Origin of the sequence: Streptomyces griseobrunneus (genome assembly GCF_046713465.1) — a bacterium.
GTDB lineage: Bacteria > Actinomycetota > Actinomycetes > Streptomycetales > Streptomycetaceae > Streptomyces > Streptomyces microflavus.
In genome coordinates this window covers 42,790-64,449 of sequence record NZ_CP177080.1, presented here as the reverse complement: position 1 = coordinate 64,449, position 21,660 = coordinate 42,790, and the positions used below count along the sequence as shown (strand labels likewise).

The following is a 21,660-nucleotide window of genomic DNA, read 5'->3' as shown; positions in this document are numbered from 1 at the left end:
GTGATGCTCCTTCAGGTCAGGTGGTGGGTGCGGCGGATGACGTGGTGGCCAAGGGCGCGGGGGCGGGGGTGGGTGCGCCGTCGAGTTCCGCGATCTCCCACCGCCCGGCGCGCGCGGTGAGGGTCAGGGCGTAGGTGAGCGGGCGCCGGACGGTGTCGTTGCCGGTAGCGCGCAGGGACACCAGGAGGCGCAGCCGGGTCCCGTCGGCGGGCACCGTGGTGGTGGCCTCGCCGCCCCGCTCGCCTTCGACGGCGAGATGGTCGACGGCGATACCTCTGTAGGGGGCGGGGCTGATCGGGGTGATGCGGGTACCGGGGGCGAGGTAGCGGTCGATGTCACCGGCCCGGCCGGTGAGGTAGGCGGTCAGGAACTCGGTGACGGCCTGCGTCCTGGGATCACCCGGCGCGGCCGGGCGCTGCGGCCCGTACAGCAGCTCCGGTGAGGCGACTCGCGGGGGAGCGGCCACCTCGGCCGGCATGGACAGGGCGACGTACCCACTGGTCCCGCCCGTCACCGTGGTGGCAACAGGGACCTGGAAGTACCGCAGCCGCTCCACCGCCGGAGCCGCTTCCTGCTGCTTTTCGGCACTGGGGCTCTTCGGCGTCGGTGCCGCAGACGGACCGGACTCGCGGACCCGGGCGGCGACCGTCACCGACCAGATACCGGGGCTGGTCTGACGCAGCCGCACGACCGTGAGCTGCTGCCCGGTGCGTCGGCCTGGTTCTCCTTCGAGCCGGATGCCGGTCGCGTCCGGGTAGTACGCGGCGAGCTGCTCCTGGTCGCCTTCCCCCGCTCTCAGGTAGGCGTCGACGAACAGGACGGCGAAGCCGGCCGATCCCTGGGAACCGGCGGTCGACGGTACGGAGGGCGCCGGTGCTACGGGCGTGCCCGTACCGGACGGCGCGGCCACCAAAGCCGCACCGGCCAGCAGGGGCCCCAGAATCAGAAGCGCCCACGCGCACCACCGCAGCAGGGCGGAGGTGTTCGCCTGGGCCCCGCTGGACCAGCCGCCGACATCCTCGGGCCGGCTGTCGACGGCCCAGTCCTGCCCGTCCCCGGGCACGGTGTCCTCGGGCCCGGCCGGGCGGCGACGGATCAGCGACTTCATGCCGTGCCTCCTTCGGAACGGAGGCTGTGTCCGGTGAGGTCGCTGATCCGCCGCCGCAGGTGCGACTCGGGCCGCCGGCGCAGCGCCTCCAGGGACGTGAGGGCCTGGGCGGCGTCCTCGCTCAGGAAGCGGACCAGCGCGTCGTGGGTGCGGGTGTCGAAGGGCTGGACGACCAGGGCGGCGCCCAGCTGGATGAGCAGGCGCTGGGCGCGCGCCACGCGCTCCTCGTCCACGTCCAGGGGCACTCGGGTGGTCCGGGGCATTGGGGTCTCCTTGGGTGAGAGCGGACGGGCCAGAAGAAGGGGCCGGATCATGCGGCGGTGCGCTGGAGTGAGGCGGAGAGGCGGGCGACGGCACGCGAGCGGCGCCGCCGCCAGGCCCCGGGGGTCGCACCGGCGATAGCGGCGGCGTCCTGGTCGGGCACGGCCGCGGTGTAGTGCCAGGCGATGGACCGGGCGTCGGGCGTGGACAGGGCGCCGCTCTCCATTGCCTCCAGGACCAGGTCCAGGAGCTCCAGCCGCGCTCCGCCGACCTCCCCCTCGCTCATGGGGATGCAGCTCTGGAGCCCGGCGGCGGCCGCCGCGCGCTGTACGGACCGCGCTTGCGCGTAGTCGGCGGGCCCGGGGCGGGAGTCGGCGAGGAGTTCAGCCAGGGCCAGGTCGTCGCCGAGCTCCTCGCGGTCGGCGGACAGAGCACGGCAGAGGTGACGCAGCGTGTCCAGAGCGGTGTTCGCGGCGGGTCGGCCAGGCCGGGTATGGATGCGCCCGGAGCGGGCCACCTCGAAGAGGGCGGCCACCGTCATGTGGCCGACCTCGTCGAAGGACCGGCCACCGAAGCCACGGACCTGCCCGCGGGTCATCCGTACGGCGGCCGGGATCATCGCCTGAACGATCACTCGCGCGGCGAGGACGGCCGATCGGTCATGCCCGGCCGCACGGCGCAGCAGCGCACGGAGAACGGCGTCGGTCAGCTCGTCGGCCAGTCGGCCATCACCCGGGCGGAGCGCGGCGAGCAGCTGGGCCGGACCCAGGGAGCGGACCCAGGCATCGGCCACGCCACCGGTCACGGCGGCGACGTCGTCGGCCAGCCCGTCGGCCACCAGCCAGTCGGCCACGGCGCTCTGGACGGCAGGGTCGGCGCACAGCGCTGACCACTCCGCGTCCAGGCGGTGAAAGATTCCGCCGGCGAGGGCGGGGTGCTGTACGTCGAGCACGGCACGTCTCCTTTCGGATCTCGTGCCGTGAACTCTCCTCAGACCGGCTTGCCCGAAGGCTTGCCCAGCCCTCAAAAAGACCAGGTGACAGGCTTGCCCATCGTCCGGGCAAGCCCTTGGGGGGTGAACGGGCAAGCCGTGCGAGGCAGTGGGCAAGCCTCCATGGCCGCTCAGTGCAACTGCGGGCAAGCCCTCCGGGGCAGTGGGCAAGCCGCCTTCCCCGGAACGGGAAACGGGCAGCAGTCCGGAGGTCCGGTCACGGTCCGGCGGTGGCCGAGGCGCGTGGATCGGTCATGGCCGGTGGCCGACGCGGGCGGTGACCGGTCACCAGCCACCCTCTCCCGATCGGCCATCGGTCACCGCGTGGAACGGTCATCGGCCACGTGCGCCAGCCTGATGTCCGGCCCGCTCCGGCCGGGCCGGGCCGGGGTGCGCATGCAGGTGGCCGATGACCAGATCGGCCATCGGTCACCATCAGGTGAGCGCCGGTCAGCTGCGGACAGACCGCAGGTGCGCGCGCCCCTGCTGCCGCCGCTGCTCTTCCAGGTACTCGCCCGCCTTGTCGAGACGCCGCTGGCCGGTCCGGGGAGACAGGCCCAAACGCCGTGCAACCTCAGCACCGGACAGCTTTCCTCCGCTCTCCTCGGCTTCGACGATCCACCCGGCCACGGTCACAATCTGTTGCTGGGCAGGATCCAGGTCCGGCTCGGCAGACTGCTGCTCCGGCAGCCGAGCAGTCGCCGCTCCCTGCTCGTCGGCGGTGGCCGCCTCCCAGACCGTGCCGTCGCTGGATGGCTCCGTCAGCCGCGTGGTCGGCAAGACGAGCGATGCCTGCTGCGGCACGGCCCCGGCACGGCTCTCGTCCGCCACCTCGGCACTCGGCGCTGCGGCGGGCTCCCGCACGGGAATGTCGAGGGTCACCGGAAGCGTGGGCGCGGCTGCGGGCCCGGGTGTGGCCGGTCCGAAGAATGGGTGCGCAGCCGCGGGAGCGGCCTCGGTCATGGCAGCCGGGCGCGGCGCGGCCTCGACCTCGGTCTCGCCCAGGCGGCCGCTGTTCAGGCCTTGCACGAACTCGGCTTCAGCCTCCGCGTGCTGTTGATCTGAAGGTGCCGGTTCCGCTGGTGGGGCCTGGGCCTGGACGGCGGCCGCGGCACTGGGCTGATCTTCCGTGGTCATGCGCAGCGGCCTCGTCCGGCCGGGCCCCGCCGGAATCTCGACCGGAGTGGTCTCCAGGGTCTTCGGGCTGAGTTCCAGGAACTGTTGCGGCGACGGGGCGGGAGGCTGTTCCTGCTGCTGGAGCTGGGACTGGTGGGGCTGGGGCTGGGGTGCCTGCTTCTGGAGCGGCATCGGCTGCTGCTGCGGGTGCTGATGGGCCTGCTCCTGCTGGGGCTCCCGCTCCTCGCGGCCCAGCTCGTGCCCGTGCTCCCGGCCCTGCTCCCGCTGGGGCTCGTAGGGCAGTTCGGCCTTCGGGGCGGGCGGCAGCAGGGCCGGCTCGATGCCGGCGGCGGCGAGGCCGGCCGGGGCGGTCTCGGCGAGCGGGACGCCGTACTTCGCCAGCCGCAGCGGCATCATCGACTCGACCGGGGCCTTGCGGCGCCAGTTGCGGCCGAACCGGGCCTGGAGGCGGGCCTGGTAGATCAGCCGCTCCTGTTCGAGCTTGATGACCTGCTCGTAACTGCGCAGCTCCCAGAGCTTCATGCGCCGCCACAGCTTGAACGTCGGTATGGGGGAGAGCAGCCAGCGGGTGAGGCGCACGCCCTCCATGTGCTTGTCGGCCGTGATGTCCGCGATCCGGCCCACCGCGTGCCGGGCGGCCTCCACAGTAACGACGAACAGGACCGGGATCACCGCGTGCATCGCGGTGCCGAGCGGGTCGGGCCAGGAGGCGGCGCCGTTGAACGCGATGGTCGCGGCGGTCAGCAGCCACGCCGTCTGGCGCAGCAGCGGGAACGGGATCCGCATCCACGTCAGCAGCAGGTCCAGCGCGAGCAGCACGCAGATGCCCGCGTCGATGCCGATCGGGAAGACCAGGGAGAACTGGCCGAACCCCTTGGCCTCGGCCAGCTCGCGCACGGCCGCGTAGGAGCCCGCGAAACCGATCGCGGCGATGACCACCGCACCGGCAGTGACAATCCCGATCAGGATCCGGTGCGTACGCGTCAGCTGGATTTGTGCCCTGCCACTGTTCCCCGTGCCCACCCGCTGGCCCTTTCCGATCAGTCCGAAATCCTCACACTCTCATGTCCGCCTCCACCACCCTCCTGTTGCGACAGGGACTTCAGGCCTGGAGATCGGCAATGGTGGCGTTGGTGCGAGGTCACCTCGGGCTCGTGCCCGAGGAGTCCCGGCGAGGCCCGCCCCCATCCCTTCGCCTGCGACCCCGTCCCCGGGCCGCCCGCCTGCTGACTGGTCGGCGGACCGAAACCCCTGCTGCCGTACCAAGCCCGATAGCGGCAGATGAGACATGGTTCGTCCATCTATGTAGTGAATAACTGTGGCTGGAACTGGGTGGGTTGAGACTGGTTCTTTGCATAGGGTGAGACCAGACCGCTGGGTCTGTTTCCGGTGAACTGGCCAGACTCAGCCGCGGCACCAAGATCGAGGGTCGGTGTGGCCCGTGAACTGGAGGGGGCGCAGTGACTCACGCAGCACATGCAGAGCGGACGAGGAAGCGAAACCGGAAGGGAAACGGACCGGCCAGCCTGGTAGTCGTGACTTGCACGCTGCTCGCACTGTCGGCCTGTTCAGCGAAGAACACTGCGGACACGGACGCCAAAGCCACACCGACACCGTCCGCGACCCCCACCGCCACGAAGTCGGTGGACCCTTCCGCAGCTGCTGAAGCCGAAGCGGTCACGGCCTACTCCGCCTTCTGGCGGGAGATGGAACGCGCCTACGCGGCCGCCGACGTCGATGCCTCCAAGCTCAAGGACTACGCGAGCGGCGTCGCCCTGGTGAAAACCCAGGTCGACACGGAACGCATGAAGAAGAAGGGCAGCAGCTTCAGCGGCGGCGTCACTCTCACCGACTCGACCGTGACCCAGCTCGACGACAGCAAGAAGCTCCTCAAGGCGAAGCTGTCCAGCTGCCTGGACGTCACGAAGTGGGTCGTCCTGGACAAGGACAAGAAGCCCGTTGCCCTCCCCTCGACGCGGCTGACCAAGTACGTGGTCACGGCGACGATGGAGCGCTGGGCGGACGGCTGGAGGGTACTGACGAACACCCCGCAGTCGGGACAGCCATGCTGACCCGCACGCCCGCCATCGCCGCACTCACCCTCGCCGCGCTCCTGGCCGCCGCCCCCATGGCCCTCGCTGACGGCCCCGACATCGACGTCGGCGGATGCGACAACGACTTCGTCTGCCTGGACGTCGGGGTGGGCGGATCAAAGCCCGGCAGCGGCGGGAGCGGGCCTGGAAGTGGTACGAGCGGCGACGGCGGTACCGCCCCGGTCGGCACCAGGCCGGTGGGGTCCGTGCCGTGCGAGATCCGCAAGCTCGATCCGCAACCGGGTGCCGACAGCGACCTCTGGGAGGGCCACAAGCCCGGCGACGGCGCGATCTACGTCAACACCTGCGCCGACTCCGGAATGGGCGCAGGCAACGACGGCACCATCGGGCTCGCCTTCTGGGCGCAGGACCAGCCCCCGCCGGGCGTTGCTCCGGAGGTCCTCGCGCAGCGGGCCGTCGACCAGATGCTCCTGAAGGCCCCGCAGATCGGCATCACGCCGAAGCCGGGCGGGAAAGGGGTGGTCGGTATGCCGGTCTACCTCTGGACCGAGAGGAGCCCGCAGACGTACGGGCCGAACACCGCGAGCGCATCAGCCGGCGGCATCACTGTGACCGCGACGGCGAAGGTCAGCCGGATCGTCTGGCAGATGGGCGACGGGAAGACGGTCACCTGCACCACGGCCGGGACCCCGTACCAGGCCGCGTACGGCAAGAAGCCCTCCCCGGACTGCGGCCACCGCTACAACGCCCCGTCCTCGACCACCAGCACCGGCCGGTACCACGTGAGCGCCACCTCCACGTGGACGATCGCGTGGGAAGCCACCAGCGGGCAGACCGGCCAGCTCACCGAAGTCCGGGACAGCGCCGTGGACATCACCGTCGCCGAAGTCCAGGTCCTCAACTAACCGCACGCTTCAGCACACCGCACGCTTCAGCACCTTCGAGAGGCACGAACCCTCATGGAATCCCCTGCCGCGCCGACGGTTCCGCGCCCGGCTGCCCCGGCGGCGTCCCGTCCCGACCTCCCCATCACGACCACCGCACCGGTCAAGCGGGAGCGCCGCTGGTCGGTCGCAGCCCTCTGCGTCGTCCTTGCGGCCGTAGCCGGTCTCGGGGCAGCGGCCGCCGTCACCTCGGCGAGCGACCGCACGAAAGTTCTCGCTGTCGCCCGGGACGTCCCCGCCGGGCAGGCGCTCACTGCGGCGGACCTGGTCGTCGCCGAGGTCAGCGCGGACGCGGCCCTGACCCCGGTAACGGCAGGGCAGAAGGCGTCGATGGTCGGCAAGCGTGCCGCCGTCGACCTGCGCAAGGGAGGTCTGCTCACCGCCTCGCAGCTGGCCACCGGCACGGGCCTGGGGGACGACCAGCAGCAGGTCGGCGTACAGGTCAAGCGTGGCCAGGCCCCGGCCGGCACGCTCGCCCCCGGCGACAAGGTTCTCGCCGTCACCACCCCGGCGCAGGGCGAGCAGCAGGCAGGGGAAGCGGAGGCACCGCCCTCCACGATCAGCGCGGTGGTCGTGACGGTGTCCCGGCCGGACGCGTCGGGCAGCGTCGTGGTCAACCTCGCAGTCGCCAACAAGAAGGGCCCCCTGCTGGCCACCCGGGCCGCCCAGGGCCGCATCGCTCTCGTGCGTGAACCGCGAGGTCAGTGATCATGCCCGTCACCGCACTCGTCTCCGCGAAATCCTGCGGAGTCACCACGGCCGCCCTGGCGCTCACCCTCGCCTCGAAGCGGCCCTCCCTGCTGGCCGAGTGCGACCCGGCCGGCGGCACGATCCGCGCCGGGTTCCTCCAGGGCGAGGCCACCGCCGGATTCGGCCTCTACCACCTGGCCACCGCCGAACGCACCGGCCCCGACGCCCTCGCGCACGCCTTCGCCAGCCACCTGTGGTCCATGGACCAGGCCGGACACCGCAAACTGCTGCCCGGCCTCACCGACCCCGGCCAGGCCGCCGCCCTCACCCGTACCTGGCCCGCCCTGTCGGACGTGCTGCACGTCCTGGCGGACGACGCCGGATACGACGTCTTCATCGACGCCGGACGCCTCGCCCTGGAATCCGGGCACCTCCACCCCACCCTCACCCCGGCCCCCCTGCTCCACCAGGCCGACCTCGTCCTCCTGGTCGTCCGAGGCACCGAGCAGTCCCTCACCCTGGCCCGCCACCTCATCGACCCCCTGCGCACCGAACTCACCGAGCGCGGCAACGGCCCCGAAGCGCTCGGACTCCTCCTCATCGAGGACGGCCCCTACCGCGCCCACCAGGTCGCCGACGCCCTCAAAGTCCCGGTGCTCGCAGCCCTCCCCGCCGACCCGGCCACGGCCGACTACTTCACCACCGGCGGCCGGCCCCCGCGCGGCTACGGGCGCAGCCCGCTGCTGCGCCACGCCCGTACCGCCACCGAGCAGTTCGAGGCCGCCGTCTCCCGTCGGCAGATCCAGCGGCAGTACCCGCCCCGGGCTGCGAACCCGCAGCTCGCCGGAGTTCTGCAGCGGCTGACCGAGAGGAGTGGACCGCGTGGCTGACCTCCAGCAGCGTCCCGGCAGCGGACGGCCGGCCCCGATGGGCCGCGAGGAGATCGCAGGTCTCCTCAGCGGCAGGATCGGCCAGCGGACTGCTCCCGCCCAGGCAGCCACCGCGCCCGCGCCCGCGACCGGACCCCCGGTCACCTCGTCCGGCTCGGCGGACGCCACCGCCGTTCCGCGCCTGGCCGGACTGCCCGGAGAGATCCCGGTGGGCTGGGAGGTCATCGAGGACCTCCAGGCCCAGGTCTCCAAGCAGCTCAGCGCCAGCGACCCGGACAAGCTCCTGGAGGAGGCCGACCGCCGCGCCCAGGCGAAGTCACTGGTCCGTACAGCGGTCGCGGACTGGGCCACCAAGTACGCCCAGGGCAACACCCCGCTGACGGCCGAGCAGGAAACCACGATCGGCACCGCCGTCTTCGACTCCATGTACCGCGGCGGGCGCCTGCAGTCGCTGCTGGACCAGGACGGCGTCGAGGACGTCATGGTCGACGGCCTGCGAGCCCACGTCGAGTACCACGACCGCCCGCGGCGCACGATCGAGAAGGTCGCCGACAGCCATGAAGAACTGATCACCTGGGTCAACCGCATGGCCAGGCTCTCCGGGCATGGGGAACGGTCCCTGACCCAAGCGACACCGATGGTCGGCTTCCGCATGCCCGACGGCTCCCGCGTCACCGCCTCCCTCCTCACCACCCGGCCCTCCGTCGTGATCCGCCGCCACCGCATCCGGCAGCACGGCATCGCCGAACTGGTCCAGTGGGGCTCCATCAACCCCGTCCTGCAACGCTTCCTGACCGCCGCGGTCCACGCCAAGATGAACATCCTCGTCGTCGGAGACATGGGCGCCGGGAAGACGTCCCTGCTGCGCGCGCTGGGACGCGAGATCCCCCCGGCCGAACGGCTGGTCACCCTGGAATCCGACCGTGAGCTCTACCTGGACGAGCCCGGCCCCAAGCCGGGCCCGGTCACCTACGCGTTCGAAGCCCGGCAGTCCAACGGAGAGGTACGCGGCAGCGGCGACAAGGCGGGCGAAGTCACCATCAGCGACATGTTCGCCACCGCCCTGCGCTACAACGCCACCCGCGTCATCGTCGGCGAGGTCCGCTCCACCGAGATCGTGCCGATGCTCCAGGCGATGTCCGCAGGCGGATCCGGGTCCATGTGCACCCTTCACGTACGGCGGCCGCACGCCATCATCAGCCGCCTCGTCCAGCTCTGCACCGAAGCCGGCATGCAGACCGAGGCCGCACACCATCTCATCGCCTCCAGCATCGACCTCGTCGTCTACCTCACCTACCTGGACGAGACCGCGATCGGCGGCCGCAAGCACCGCTTCGTCAGCAACATCTACGAGGTCCACGACATCGTCGGCGAAGGCGGCCGCCCGGTCACCACCGAACTCTTCGCCCCCCAGGGGCCCGAACCCCGGGCCGTCTACAAGAACATGCCCACCTTCATCGGTGACCTGGAGCGCACCGGCCAGTTCCACCGCCAGTGGCTGACCGACAACCCCTTCGGGGCGTGGCTCGGCCCCCTGCAGACAGTGGGGGCACGATGACGTCCTCCCAGCTCGCCCTCGTCGCCGCCTGCTGCACGGTCCTCGCCCTGCTCGGGCTCCTCGCCGCCGTGCGGGAGTTCCGCGGCCGCCTCCCGGACCCGGCCAAGCCGAAGTCCCGCGCCGCGGGCCGTATCCAGCGCGCCAAGGCGGAGCTGCCCGCCGCGTGGCAGCGAAAGTGGCGCCACCTCGTCGTCACCGCAGGCATCGCCACGCTGGCGGTGTGGGCGTGGACCGGCTGGCCCGTCCACGGCCTCCTCGCCGGAGCTGCCGTCCTCGGTCTGCCCTACGTCCTCAACCCCGGCACCGCCGCGACCCTGCGCATCGAACGCCTCGAAGCACTCGGCCAGTGGCTCAACCACCTGGCCGGTGTCCACCAGGCCGGTATCAGCCTGCCGCAGACGATCCGGGCCTCGGCGAAGGCCGCACCCGCCCCGATCGCCCCGAACGTGCGGGCCCTGGCCGACCGGCTGCGCTCCGGCATGGAAGCACAGGACGCCTTCGCCCTGTTCGCCGACGAGCTCACCGACGGCGTCTCCGACCACGTCGTGCTGCTCTTCCAGTCCCACGCCGTCTACAAGGGGCCCGGCCTGTCCGACGCCCTGGAAGCCCTGGCCCTCACCATCCACCAGCAGGCCGCCGACGCCCGCGACATCGAGGCCGACCGCGCTAAGGTCCGCAAGAGCTCCCGGATGGTCTCCATGGTCATCTGCGTCGTCGTGGTCGGCTGCATGCTCAACGACGCCTGGTCCGGCTGGTACCAGTCACCGACCGGACAGCTCGTCCTGGCCCTCCTCGGCGCACTGTTCGCCTACACCCTGCGCTGGCTGAGGAAGATCGCCCGCACCCAGCCCGACCCCCGGCTCATCGACCCGCTGCCCGAGGACCGCCGCCTCCGCCTGCTCTCCGCCACCCAGTACGGCCCCGGGCAGCCCACCACCCGGCCCTCCCACCTCGCCCTGGAGGACATCCGGTGATCCCCATGGACGCGGTACTCCCCGCAGCCGCAGCCGGAGCCATGATCGGCCTCGCCGTACGCGCAATCCTGCCCGTACGGCGCGACCTCACCTCCGCCCTGGACCGCCTGGACGTCTCCACCACCAGCACCCCCCTGCTGCCGGTCACCGCCCCGACAGGAGGCGGGACACTCCAGGAACGCGTCGGCACCCGGCTCCTGGGCGAGCTCGGCGCCCGCATCACCCTGCCGTACAAGGACCTGAACCTCCTGCGGATCAGCCCGGCCGCGCACCTCGGCAAACGGTTCCTGTTCGCCCTCTACGGACTGCTGCTCCCGCAGCTGCTCCAGGCCCTCCTCGCGGCGGCCGGAACGCCGTTCCCCTACGCGGTGCCGGTCCTGTTCTCGCTCGCCCTCGCCGGCCTGTTCTGGTTCTGGCCGGTGAAGGAGATTGCCCAGGAGGCTGCTGCCGCCCGGCTGATCGTCCGTCACGCCGCCGCCTCCTACCTGGAGCGGGTAGCGCTCGCCCGTATCGCGAACAGCGGTGCCGCACAGGCCCTGACCCAGACCGCAGAGGTCGGCGACGGGTGGATCTTCGTACGGATGCGGCAGGTCTTCCACCAGGCCGACCTCTCGGGCGTCACCGTCTGGGACGCGCTGAAGCAGCTAGGTGAGGAACTCGACATTCCCGAGCTGACCCGCCCTGCCGACACCCTCGCCCTCGCCGGGGACGGCGCCGCCGTCTACACCACGCTCCAGGCCCAGGCCCGGCAGCTGCGCATCGCCCTGCTGTCGGACTCCAAGGCCCAGGCCAACGAGGCCAGCGCGGCCATGATCCTGCCCGTCACCTTCGGCGTCATCCTCATGCTCGTCTTCGTGATGATCCCCGTCACGATCACCATTCTCGGAAGCTGAAAAGGAAACACCCATGGACATCCAGACCCTGACCCTGTGGATCCAGGGCCGCTACGCGGCGCTCAAGGCCGGCAAGGACGCCGGGCAGACCTCCACCGAACTGGCCCTGATCGCCGGAGCGCTCCTGGTCGGTGCGGGCCTCCTCGTCCTCGCGATCCGCACGAAGCTGATGGAGAAGATCGGCATCATCAACGGCGGCTGACCCCCCGTCGACGAGGGGCAACGCACATGACAGGGGGATACGAAGTGGTGGCAGGAAAGCGGGGAGGCGTGCGGAGCTTCATCCGACGGCTGAGCGCCCGGGGCGACCGCGGTTTCGGCAGTGTGGAGTTCGCGGTCCTGGCCGTCGTCCTTCTCGCTCTGGGGTTCACCGCCCTCCAGGTGGGCCTGTACTACCACGGGAACAGGGCCGCGCAGTCCGCTGCCCGTCACGGAGTGGAGTCCGGGCGGCAATTCGGTGCCGGCGCGGGAGACGGCGTCACACAGGCCCAGGCGTTCCTGGCCCGGTTCGGCGGCAGCGTGCAGGGGGCCAGCGTGTCCTCGGCCGGCAGCAGCGCGGAGGAGATCCGCATAACGGTCCGCGGGAAGGTCGCCACGCTCGTGCCCGGCCTGACGCTGGAGATCGTCCAGCACGCGGAGGGCCCGACCGAACGGTGGACGACCCCATGAGCATCCGCACCCAGCTCCGGTCCGCACGCCAAGACCGAGGGTCCTACGCCCTGGAGACGGCGGTCCTCGCCCCCGCCATGATCAGCCTGCTTCTTCTGATGATCGCGTTCGGCCGTGTCATCGACGCCGACGGAGCCGTCGACTCCGCAGCCCGTGCCGCAGCCCGCGCCGCGTCCCTGGAACGCGACGCGGGAACAGCGCAGAGCGCAGCCCAGGCGGCCGCAGACCGCAGCCTGCAAGGAGAGGGCATCACCTGCACCGCCTCCAGCGTCGACATCGACACTGGGGGCTTCTCCCTCGACCTCGGCGTGGACGCGACGGTCCAGGCGACGATCGCGTGCACGGCGAACCTCTCCGACATCGGGCTGCCGGGCCTGCCCGGCTCCAAGACGCTCACCGCCTCCTGGTCCAGCCCCATCGACACCTACCGGGGGCGAGGATGACCAGCCTGCCCTTCCGCCGGACGCGCCGCCGCATCACCGCGATCGTGAGCCGCCGCCGTCGCGACCAGGGATCAGTGGCGGTCTTCTTCGCCCTGTTCACCGTCGCGATCCTGATGGTCATGGGCCTCCTCGTCGACGGCGGCGGGGCACTGAACGCCGCGAACCGTGCCACGTCCCTTGCCCAGGAAGCGGCCCGCACCGCAGGGCAGCAACTCGACCCCGCCCAGGCAGTCGAAGGCACCGCCATCACCATCGACCCGGACGCCGCCGTCGGCGCCGCCCAGGACTACCTCGCCGCCGCCGACGTCCAGGGCGATGTGCAGATCACCGACGGCGGGCAGAGCCTCAGCGTCACCGTCCACGACACCTACGACACCGTCTTCGCCCAGTTCGTGGGCAAGGGCACCATCCAGGTCACCGGCACCGCCACCGCCCGACTCATGACTCAAGCTGGAGGCTGAGCACCATGCCCCGCACCCCCGCCCCGCTGCGCACCGTCGGCGCCCTGCTGCGGGCCATGCTCGGCCTGGCACTGCTCCTGGCCCTCATCGCCGGAGCCCCCTACCTCCTCCTGGCCGTCGGTCATCAGCCCACCGAGCTCTCCGGCGGGCTGGACCTGCTGATGGAACAGGACGACGGCAGCCTCTTCCTCGTCGTCCTCACCTGCCTCGGCTGGGCCGGCTGGGCCCTGTTCACCTTCTCCGCCCTGGTCGAACTCGTCGCCGTGCTCCGCCGCCGCTCCGCCCCCCGGATCAAAGGGCTCGGCAGTGTCCAGTCGCTCGCCTCCTTCCTCATCGGCGGCATCGTGCTCCTGGCCCCCACCGCGGCCTCGGCCGCGACCAGCACACCGGCCGTAGCGGTCAGCACCGTCCACACCGTCGCGGAGAACAGCACCGGCTCCACCCCTGACGCCGCGGACACCACGGCGGCTGACGAAGCCGACTGGCCCCAGCACACCGTCAAAACCGCCTCCGAGCTTCCGTGGGACCTGGCGGAGGAGTACCTCGGCGACGGAAAGCGGTGGAAGGACATCGCCGCGCTCAACCCGGACATCCCGCAGCTCGCCGCCGGAGACCAGTTCCTCCCCCAGGGCGCAGTCGTCAAGCTGCCCGCCGACGCCCGGCCCACCGCACCCGCCACCAGTCCGGCCCCCACCACCGCCCCCACGGCTGCCACCCCCGAGGCCGAGACCGACCGTCCGGAGAGCGGCACCGCACGGGAAGACGCAGCCGATGCGCCCCAGCCGCCGAAGACGGCGCAAGGGGACACCTCCCGGAGCGTCACCGTGCAGCAGGGCGACAGCCTCTGGTCGATCGCCGGCACCTACGGCGACCCCACGCAGTGGCCCGCCATCTACGAGGAGAACCGAGGCGAAGCCACCCCGGGCGGCGGTACGTTCACCAACCCGAACGTGATCCACCCGGGCCAGGAGCTCGACATCCCCGCCCCCCTCGCAGAGCAGCCCCCTGCCGCCGAGAAGAACGACGACCAGGAAGAGCTTGCCCCCTCCGCTCCGGACGCGGACGAGGCCACCGATCAGGAGACCGGGAAGGCCCCGGGGAACGACGACGCCAAGACCCCGGACAAGCACCAGGACGACCAGGCCGAAACTGCAACACCCGCCCCCGGCCCGGCCCTGCCGACGGCGCCCTCACCGGCCCCCACCACGGCCCAGCCTCAGCCAGACACCACCGGAGAACGGGCCGACCAGCGGCCGACCAGCGACGAGCAGACGCTCGCCCCAGCCGCCGTATGGGCCGGGGCCGGCGCGCTCGCGGCCGCGCTCCTCGGCACCGTCGCCACCCGCCGGATTCTGCAGCAACGCCGCCGCCGGCCAGGCCGCCGCATCCCCATGCCCAAGGGCCGCGCGGCAGCGACCGAACAAGGCCTGCGCGCAGCCCAGCACCCCACCGGCTTCGACCTCCTCGACACCACACTCCGCTCCCTCGCCTACAACCTCGCGGCCGCCGAGCGGGACCTGCCCGTCGTCCACGCCGTCGTCCTCCACGACACCAAGGTCGAACTGCACCTCGCCGAGGACACCACCCCCATGAAGCCGTTCGCCGCAGCCCCCGGCCGCCGCGACCTCTGGACCTGCCCAGCCTCCAGCCCCGACCTCAGCGAGGACGAGCAGCTGCTGGACACCAGCGCCCCCTACCCGGCGCTCGTCTCGATCGGCTGGGACGACGCCGGACACCTCGTACTCATCGACCTGGAACACGTCGGCATCCTGAACCTCGGTGGCGGCACCGACTACTCCCGACAGGTCCTGCAGGCCATCGCGATCGAACTCGCCAGCACTCCACTGCCGGGGCACATCGAGATCACCGCCCTCGCCGATACCGCACCCGGCCTCGATAACGCAGCACCCGAGCGCGTCGCCCGAATCGCCAGGCTCCCCGAAGCCGTCACCGAGCTGGCCGGCCACACCGCCGAACAACGCGACGCCCTCCACGACATCGGGGCCAGGACACTGAGGGCAGCCCGCCTCACGGACGAAGGCACCGGCACCTGGACCCCGCACGTACTGCTCGCCGAAGACCTGCCGGACGGGCCCGACAGCAGCGCCCTCTTCGACACGATCGTCCAGGAGCCCCGCACCGCTGGCGCGGTCATCACGGCAGCCGACGCCACCAGCCTCCCGAAGTCGGCCTGGACACTTGAATGCGTGGACGCCGACCACACCGTCGTCCTGCCCGGCTCCCGCCTGCCCATCCGGCTACAGGGCCTGTCCGACGAACACTTCACCGACGCTATCGAGCTCCTGGTCCTCTCCAGCAGCCACGCCGACGTCCCAGCTCCCGACTCCTGGAGCCAGAGCGACACCGGCTTGGAAGAAGGCGAATCGTGGGAGGATCCGGACGTACTGCTCCCCGAGGAAAAGGCGACGGACCAGGGAGCCTGGGCGGCGGACCAGGGAGCCTGGGCGGCGGACCAGAGCACCGAGGATGAAGAGGAAGGGCTCCCAGCCGAGTATTCCGACCTCGACCTGGACACCGAGGAAGAAGACGAAGCCCCGGCGACGCCGGCGAACCCCACCGCCCAGTTCACGCCACGCGTCATCACGATGACGAAGCCTGTCACCCCCACCATCACCACGGAGTCCGCACCCGCCGAGGACACCGCAACCGTCGCGTCAGACGAACCGACGGCACCCGACCGCACCCCCACCGTCCTTCTCCTCGGCCCCATCAGCATCGAAGTTGTCGACGGGCGCATCGACTCCAACCGCCTCAGCGCCGCGACCGAACTGGTCGCCTTCCTCGCGCTCAACCCAGGTGCCGACCACCACGCCGTCGACGACGCACTCTGGCCCGGCCGCATGGTCGGCAAGCAAATGCGCAACGCCGTCATCTCGCGCACCCGCTCCTGGCTCGGCAAGAACACCGACGGACAGGCCTACCTGCCCCGCGTTCAGGACACCACCGACAGCCGCTACCGCCTCTCCACCGCTGTCACCTGCGACTGGTCCCAGTTCCAAAAGCTCGCCCGCACGGGCCTCACTCGCTATGACGAAGACGGCGGCCTCGCTCTCCGCCGCGCCCTCGCACTGGTCCGCGGACGCCCCTTCACCGGCATCGCCCCCCAGCGCTACGCCTGGGCAGAGCCGACGATTCAGGAAATGGTCTCCGCCATCGTGGACACCGCCCACGAGCTTTCCGAGCGGTGCCGCGAAGCAGGCGACATCTCCGGCGCACTGTGGGCCGCCCGCCGCGGCCTTCTGGCCGCCGAAGAGAGCGAGGTGCTCCACCGCCAGGTGTTCCTCGCTCACCACGCCGCCGACGACATCGACGCTCTCCGCGAGGCAGCCGCCCGTCTCACCCGCATCAACGAAGAGCTCATGGGCGGCGTCGACATGGAGACCGAAACGGCGGAACTGCTGAGGAACCTGCTCCCCCGACCGGTAAGCCGCGTCCGCTGAGCAAGCACCTGTCCCTCAGAGCAGTAACGAGCTCCAGGGGAGCGCCCTTCGGTTGCCCCGGGCGAGTCATATGGAAGTTGCTCCGGCGGTTGCCTGCACGGTTGTTGACGCAGGTGCCCCCAGAGTTGCACCGGGCGTTGCACCGGAGGTGTGAACCCCCCTTTTCCCAATCTCATCGTTTGCCCAGGTCAGCCCCTGTGGGCAAGCCCACTTCCTTCGCCGACACCTCTAATTCGTTAGTAATTAGAGGTTCTGGATCTCTGAGGGGCCCGGGGCGGCGTTGTCCGGCCTGGGGCAGGACGTGTGTGGTCCGGTCGGTGCCGTGGTGACCCCTACGACACCTCCGACCGTGCGAGGTCTTTGAAAAGACTGGTGGCGCTGGGCGCCGGCCGGTCCTCGCACGTTCTGCCCCCACGGGCCCGTCTGGTTCGGGATCCTCGTTGGATGAGCTGCCGCACGGTGACGCGTTTCTCCTCACGAGCTCCGAGCTCTGGACACGGCGTGCGCCCGTGCGGTCCGGCGGTGCCGCGCACGGCTGATGAGGTGGCGGACCACAGAGTCCTGGAATTAGTGCGCCGTGCGGCCCCGCGTGCTCGCCTTCGAGAACGGCACAGGAGAAGGGGCGGGATCCATGGACGTGTTCTGCGGGATCGACTGGGCGGAGGGACACCACGACGTCGCGCTCGTGGATGACACCGGCCGGCTGCTGGCCAAGTGCCGGAACAACGACGATCTGGACGGCTACCGGCTGCTGCTGGATCTTCTGGCCGAGCACGGCGACACCGCCGAGACGCCGATCCCGGTGGCCATCGAGACCAGCCGCGGCCTGCTGGTCGCCACGCTGCGGCAGGGCCCCCGGCAGATCTACGCGGTCAACCCGATGGCCGCCTCCCGCTACCGCGACCGGCACGGAGTCAGCCGCAAGAAGTCAGACCCGGGCGACGCCCTGGTCCTCGCCAACATCATCCGCACCGACGCGCCGATGCACCGCCCGCTGCCCGCCGACACCGACCTGGCCCAAGCGGTCGCCGTCCTGGCCCGCGCACAGCAGGACGCGGTCTGGAACCGGCAGCAGGTCGCCAATCAGCTGCGGTCCCTGCTCAGGGAGTACTTCCCTGCGATGATCGAGGCGTTCAGGGACAAGCCGGGAACCCTGACCCGCCCCGATGCCCGCCGCATCCTCGCCGTCGCACCCACACCTGCCCTGGCCGCCAAGCTGCCGATGTGGAAGCTGACCGCCATGCTCCGGCGAGCCGGCCGCCGCCGCGGCATCGAAACCGACGCTGAGCGAATCCAGCAGCTCTTCCGCCAGGAAGCCCCTCGACAGCTGCCCCTGGTGGAGGACGCCATGGGCAAGCAGGCACTGGCCCTGCTGCTGCAACTGGACGCGGCCTGCGAGGCGGTCGATGACCTGGCACGGGCGACCGAGGAGGCCTTTCGGGCTCATCCGGACGCGGCGATCATGCTGAGCTTTCCCGGGTGTCGGCGTACACGTGAACGCACATAGCCGCGTACGGATGAACGTGCAGAGTTCTTGATGCGCTGAGTGCCGGCCCCCGGCACGCTGCTGCCTGTTGTCGAAGGTCGCAGAGAGGGGTGGGCCATGGTCTTGGATCCGCAGCGCTGGCTCGAGCTCCGGCGTTTTCGCGGTTTGGTGGAGTCCGGGGCGATGAGCCTGTCGGAGGTCGCCAAGGAGACCGGGCTGAACTGGCGGACGGTCAGCAAGTACCTGTCTGCCGACTCGTCCGCGCCGCCGCGCCGGATGGCGAGTGGTCAGCCGCGCAAGCGGGTGGTCGACGAGATCGCTCCGCTGATCGACGCGATGCTGCGGGCGGAGATCCTGATGAAGGCCGCGGTGATTCACGAGCGGCTGGCCACGGAGTACGGGTTCACCGGGAACTACCAACGGGTCAAGCTCTACGTGCAGGAGGCCCGCCCGAGAATCGCGGAGGAACTGGGGATCGCTCCGCGGGAGCTGGCGGGGATGCATCGCAGGTTCGAGGTGATCCCGGGTGCTCAGGCTCAGGTGGACTGGGGCGATGAAGGCAAGCTCCTCGCCCACATGGGCGTCCCGAAGGTCTACTCCTTCCACATGGTGCTGTCGTACTCGCGCGATCCGTTCTGCTGCTTCACCACCAGCCTGGACCTGCAGACGTTCTTCGACTGCCACCGGCGGGCATTCGCGCACTTCAACGGGGTCCCGATGACGATCGTTTACGACCGCACCAAGACGGTCGTGCGCCGTCACGTCGCCCCAGGTGAGGCGGTTCCCCTGCATCCGGAGGCTGTCGGGTTCGCCGGCCACTACGACTTCGACATCGATGTCCTGGCGGCCTACCGGCCCCAGGGCAAGGGCCGCGTCGAACGCCAGGTCCTGATCGTCCGCGACCACGTTCTCTCGGGCCGGGCCTTCTCCTGCATCGAGGAAATGGACGCCGCCTTCACCGCCTGGGTGCCAAAACGACGAACCCACACGCACCGAACTCACCAGCAGATCATCGGCGAGCGGGCAGCTCGTGACCACGCGGCTCTCAAGCCGTTGCCACCCACTCCGTATCTGGTGGCCGAACGTCATCTGCGGCCGGTCGGCAAGGACTGCCTGGTCGCCTTCGGAGGGAACCTCTACTCAGTCCCCGCCACCAAGGTCCGACCGCGTCAGCTGGTGGAGATCAGAGCCACGAAGTCGCAGGTCACGCTGCATTCCACCATTGCCGACTCCAGCGGCGAGACGCTGCTTGCCAGGCATCCACGGGCCGTCGGACGCGGCATCCGTGTCGTCGAAGAACACCACTGGGACGGCCTGCCCACCGGCAAAGGACGCCGGACCACCACCGGCGACGCCTTGCCCGGGCCGCGTCACGATCGCCCCCCGGGCGAGGAGAGCGGACCGCTGCAAGCCCTCCTCAACCGGGCTGCGGCGACCCGCGTCGAGGTCGGCCGCCGACCGTTGTCGGTCTATGACGAACTGACCGGGACCCGCCCTTTCACCAGTAACCGAGCGACGAAGGAACCGTCTTGAGCGAGCTGACCGGCAACCGCATCCGCACCACGGCGACCAAGCTCGGCCTGCCCCACCTGGCGGAAACCATCAACGAGTACACGCGGCGGGCGAACGAGGGGAAGATGGGCTACCTCGACTTCCTCGACCTGGTCCTCTCCGAAGAACTCGCCGTCCGCGACGACCGCCGCTTCCGCCAGGGCCTGCGGCTCTCCCGGCTGCCGCACCACAAAACCCTGGATGAGTACGACTTCTCGTTCCAGCCCGAGCTCGACCCGCGCAAGATCAAAGACCTGGCCACCCTGTCCTTCGTCGAAGCAAAGGCCAATGCCGCCCTGCTGGGGCCGCCCGGCGTCGGCAAGACCCACATCGCGATCGCGCTGGCGGTCGCGGCCTGCCGGGCCGGCTACTCGATCTACTTCACCAGCCTCGACGACATGGTCCGCAACCTCAAAGCCGCCGAGGCGGCCGGACGTCTGACCAGCAAACTGGGCTCCTACCTGCGGCCGAGCGTTCTCGTGGTCGATGAAGTCGGCTACCAGCCCCTCGAACGCGCCGAGGCGAACCTGGTCTTCCAGGTCATCTCAAAGCGCTACGAAAAGGGCTCCATCATCCTGACCTCGAACAAGACCTTCAGCGAATGGGGCCAGGTCTTTGGCGACGAAGTCCTCGCCACCGCCATCCTCGACCGCCTCCTGCACCACTGCGAAGTCGTCGCCATCAACGGCCCCAGCTACCGGCTGAAGAACCGTCTCAAGGCCATCGAGCGCGAGACGGAAGTGGCCTGATAAGGGAGTTCAATCCTGGCTTAGTTCCTCGCCCGGCGGGATGAAGGCGTCGGCGCTGTCGGCATCGTCAACATGCCCGTGAGCATCCATCGTGATGGCCGTTGCCCGGCCCTGCGAGGTGATCAGCCACGCGAGTACCTGTTCCGTCAGCGGGGTGTTCCCCGGGCCCTCGTCCTTCCAGTGGGCCCGCCACCCGCCACCAGGCACTGCGGCTACGACCTGGTCGGCCTTCTCAAGGTGGGAGAAGTCCTCGTAGTCCGTGACGGGACGCATGGCGCCTCGCTTCGGGTCGACGACAAGCGCCGTTCCAGTTGCCGGGTCCCATGCCTCCACCCGCACCATGCGGCCGATCTCGGTCTCGGTGCCATTGAAGATCGCGGTCCAGCCGGTCTGATTGAAGTAACGAAGGTCCACCGCACCATCCTCTCGCATGGCGATGAGCGCAGCGGGCGGCTACTTGCTCTGCACGTTCATCCGTACGCACCTCTGCACATAGGCAAGTACGCCGACACCGGGATCGGTCCCCAGGTGGGTGCCCGCATTCTGGGCGAGATCGGCGATGACAGGAGCCGGTTCGCCACGGCCGGAGGGCTGAAGGCGTACGCCGGATCCGCCCCGATCACCCGGGCTTCCGGCAAACGTCGCTACGTCGGACGCCGGTTCGTCAAGAACAACCGGCTCAACCACGTCGGCCACCTGTGGGCCTTCGCCTCCCTCAGCGGTTCAAGTGGCGCGGACGCCCACTACCGGCGCCGCCGGGCAGGAGGCGACTGGCACATGCAGGCCCTGCGGCACCTGTTCAACCGGATGCTCGGCCAGCTCCACCACTGCCTCCTGGCACGGACCCCGTTCGATGAAGCAATCGCCTTCCCATCAGAGCCCCAGCCAGCAGCGACAGCTACTGCGTGAATAGGACGGCCCTGTCTCTCCGCTCCCGCCCGACGGGCGGCAGGATATGCGGATGGCTGTGGACGCTCGGGTAATTCCCCAGGCAGGAGTTCACGTAATTCCCCAGGCTCCTGGTGTGGTCCAGGCGTCTCGGGCCGTTGACGCCGCTCGTTAGAGTGCCTTACGTGTCGAAGACGAGCGTGAGTAACGAGACAGGCAGCCTGCTCTGCCTCTGGGTGGAGCCGTGGGGAACTGATCACTGGATGCGTCCGGGTGAGGAGTTCACCGTCGTGACCGAGAGGGAGCCCGAGGAGTCGCCGTTCAACGTCGTCGTTCATGATCAGGGCGTCACGGTGTGGGTGAATGCGGGAAGTGACGCCGAGGTCTTCGACAAGAACGGCAATCCGGCGCCGTGCGGGCATCAGCGGCCTGTCGACGCCGGATCCTGACCG

20 protein-coding genes and 2 pseudogenes are annotated in these 21,660 nt (G+C 70.3%); 17 read left to right on the top strand and 5 right to left on the bottom strand.

Annotation, left to right across the window (positions count from 1 at the left end):
* Positions 1 to 16 precede the first annotated feature (16 nt).
* From ACK8N7_RS00285 to ACK8N7_RS00270, 4 genes are all read right to left on the bottom strand, one after another.
* On the bottom strand, positions 17 to 1,108 hold the full coding sequence (locus tag ACK8N7_RS00285; RefSeq protein ID WP_500440296.1) for a conjugal transfer protein: 1,092 nt from the start codon (positions 1,106 to 1,108) through the stop codon (positions 17 to 19).
* Positions 1,105 to 1,371: a hypothetical protein gene (locus ACK8N7_RS00280; RefSeq protein ID WP_382077852.1), complete on the bottom strand. Its 267-nt coding sequence runs from the start codon at positions 1,369 to 1,371 to the stop codon at positions 1,105 to 1,107. The genes ACK8N7_RS00285 and ACK8N7_RS00280 overlap by 4 nt, the downstream gene beginning before the upstream one ends.
* A gap of 47 nt (positions 1,372 to 1,418) precedes the next feature.
* Entirely contained in the window at positions 1,419 to 2,321 is a 903-nt protein-coding gene (locus tag ACK8N7_RS00275) for a hypothetical protein (protein WP_500440295.1), read from the bottom strand.
* Positions 2,322 to 2,810: 489 nt separating this feature from the next.
* Entirely contained in the window at positions 2,811 to 4,520 is a 1,710-nt protein-coding gene (locus tag ACK8N7_RS00270) for a DUF2637 domain-containing protein (protein WP_500440294.1), read from the bottom strand.
* Between the two features lie 512 nt (positions 4,521 to 5,032).
* Here ACK8N7_RS00270 and ACK8N7_RS00265 point away from each other — a divergent pair.
* The 15 genes and pseudogenes from ACK8N7_RS00265 (at position 5,033) to istB (ending at position 20,320) form a co-directional block, all read left to right on the top strand.
* Positions 5,033 to 5,569, top strand: a complete 537-nt coding sequence (locus ACK8N7_RS00265; RefSeq protein ID WP_327391108.1) for a hypothetical protein — start codon at positions 5,033 to 5,035, stop codon at positions 5,567 to 5,569.
* On the top strand, positions 5,563 to 6,456 hold the full coding sequence (locus ACK8N7_RS00260; RefSeq protein ID WP_500440293.1) for an ATP/GTP-binding protein: 894 nt from the start codon (positions 5,563 to 5,565) through the stop codon (positions 6,454 to 6,456). Before ACK8N7_RS00265 ends, ACK8N7_RS00260 begins: the two co-directional genes overlap by 7 nt.
* 54 nt (positions 6,457 to 6,510) lie before the next feature.
* Positions 6,511 to 7,203 carry an SAF domain-containing protein gene (locus ACK8N7_RS00255; protein ID WP_327391110.1) on the top strand — a complete coding sequence of 231 codons (693 nt, stop codon included), beginning with the start codon at positions 6,511 to 6,513 and terminating at the stop codon, positions 7,201 to 7,203.
* 2 nt (positions 7,204 to 7,205) lie between these two features.
* Positions 7,206 to 8,075: a MinD/ParA family ATP-binding protein gene (locus ACK8N7_RS00250; RefSeq protein ID WP_403218278.1), complete on the top strand. Its 870-nt coding sequence runs from the start codon at positions 7,206 to 7,208 to the stop codon at positions 8,073 to 8,075.
* Positions 8,068 to 9,633, top strand: a complete 1,566-nt coding sequence (locus tag ACK8N7_RS00245) for a TadA family conjugal transfer-associated ATPase (RefSeq protein WP_403218277.1) — start codon at positions 8,068 to 8,070, stop codon at positions 9,631 to 9,633. Before ACK8N7_RS00250 ends, ACK8N7_RS00245 begins: the two co-directional genes overlap by 8 nt.
* On the top strand, positions 9,630 to 10,607 hold the full coding sequence (locus tag ACK8N7_RS00240; RefSeq protein WP_403218276.1) for a type II secretion system F family protein: 978 nt from the start codon (positions 9,630 to 9,632) through the stop codon (positions 10,605 to 10,607). The genes ACK8N7_RS00245 and ACK8N7_RS00240 overlap by 4 nt, the downstream gene beginning before the upstream one ends.
* A gap of 5 nt (positions 10,608 to 10,612) precedes the next feature.
* Positions 10,613 to 11,500: a type II secretion system F family protein gene (locus tag ACK8N7_RS00235; protein ID WP_403218275.1), complete on the top strand. Its 888-nt coding sequence runs from the start codon at positions 10,613 to 10,615 to the stop codon at positions 11,498 to 11,500.
* 13 nt (positions 11,501 to 11,513) lie between these two features.
* Positions 11,514 to 11,702, top strand: coding sequence for a hypothetical protein (locus tag ACK8N7_RS00230; RefSeq protein WP_327391115.1), 189 nt, complete (start codon positions 11,514 to 11,516; stop codon positions 11,700 to 11,702).
* Between the two features lie 68 nt (positions 11,703 to 11,770).
* Positions 11,771 to 12,169, top strand: coding sequence for a TadE/TadG family type IV pilus assembly protein (locus tag ACK8N7_RS00225; RefSeq protein WP_403218274.1), 399 nt, complete (start codon positions 11,771 to 11,773; stop codon positions 12,167 to 12,169).
* Positions 12,166 to 12,612 (top strand): TadE family protein, encoded by a 447-nt coding sequence (locus ACK8N7_RS00220; protein WP_403218273.1) that lies wholly within the window; start codon positions 12,166 to 12,168, stop codon positions 12,610 to 12,612. The genes ACK8N7_RS00225 and ACK8N7_RS00220 overlap by 4 nt, the downstream gene beginning before the upstream one ends.
* On the top strand, positions 12,609 to 13,073 hold the full coding sequence (locus ACK8N7_RS00215; protein ID WP_403218272.1) for a TadE/TadG family type IV pilus assembly protein: 465 nt from the start codon (positions 12,609 to 12,611) through the stop codon (positions 13,071 to 13,073). The genes ACK8N7_RS00220 and ACK8N7_RS00215 overlap by 4 nt, the downstream gene beginning before the upstream one ends.
* A 5-nt stretch (positions 13,074 to 13,078) precedes the next feature.
* Positions 13,079 to 16,534 (top strand): AfsR/SARP family transcriptional regulator, encoded by a 3,456-nt coding sequence (locus tag ACK8N7_RS00210; RefSeq protein ID WP_500440292.1) that lies wholly within the window; start codon positions 13,079 to 13,081, stop codon positions 16,532 to 16,534.
* A gap of 631 nt (positions 16,535 to 17,165) precedes the next feature.
* Positions 17,166 to 18,014 (top strand): annotated as a pseudogene (locus ACK8N7_RS00205) (IS110 family transposase); the annotation flags it as partial.
* A gap of 123 nt (positions 18,015 to 18,137) precedes the next feature.
* Positions 18,138 to 19,553 carry an IS21 family transposase gene (gene istA / locus ACK8N7_RS00200; protein ID WP_500440291.1) on the top strand — a complete coding sequence of 472 codons (1,416 nt, stop codon included), beginning with the start codon at positions 18,138 to 18,140 and terminating at the stop codon, positions 19,551 to 19,553.
* Complete coding sequence (gene istB / locus ACK8N7_RS00195) at positions 19,550 to 20,320, top strand: IS21-like element helper ATPase IstB (RefSeq protein ID WP_500440290.1); 771 nt, start codon at positions 19,550 to 19,552, stop codon at positions 20,318 to 20,320. Before istA ends, istB begins: the two co-directional genes overlap by 4 nt.
* A 9-nt stretch (positions 20,321 to 20,329) precedes the next feature.
* On the opposite strand, the gene ACK8N7_RS00190 is transcribed toward istB, so the two are convergent.
* Positions 20,330 to 20,734 (bottom strand): hypothetical protein, encoded by a 405-nt coding sequence (locus ACK8N7_RS00190; RefSeq protein WP_500440289.1) that lies wholly within the window; start codon positions 20,732 to 20,734, stop codon positions 20,330 to 20,332.
* A gap of 99 nt (positions 20,735 to 20,833) precedes the next feature.
* Between ACK8N7_RS00190 and ACK8N7_RS00185 the strand changes: the two are divergent.
* Positions 20,834 to 21,229, top strand: a pseudogene (locus ACK8N7_RS00185) (transposase); the annotation flags it as partial.
* Positions 21,230 to 21,393: 164 nt separating this feature from the next.
* Positions 21,394 to 21,657 carry a hypothetical protein gene (locus tag ACK8N7_RS00180; protein WP_500440288.1) on the top strand — a complete coding sequence of 88 codons (264 nt, stop codon included), beginning with the start codon at positions 21,394 to 21,396 and terminating at the stop codon, positions 21,655 to 21,657.
* Positions 21,658 to 21,660: the final 3 nt, after the last annotated feature.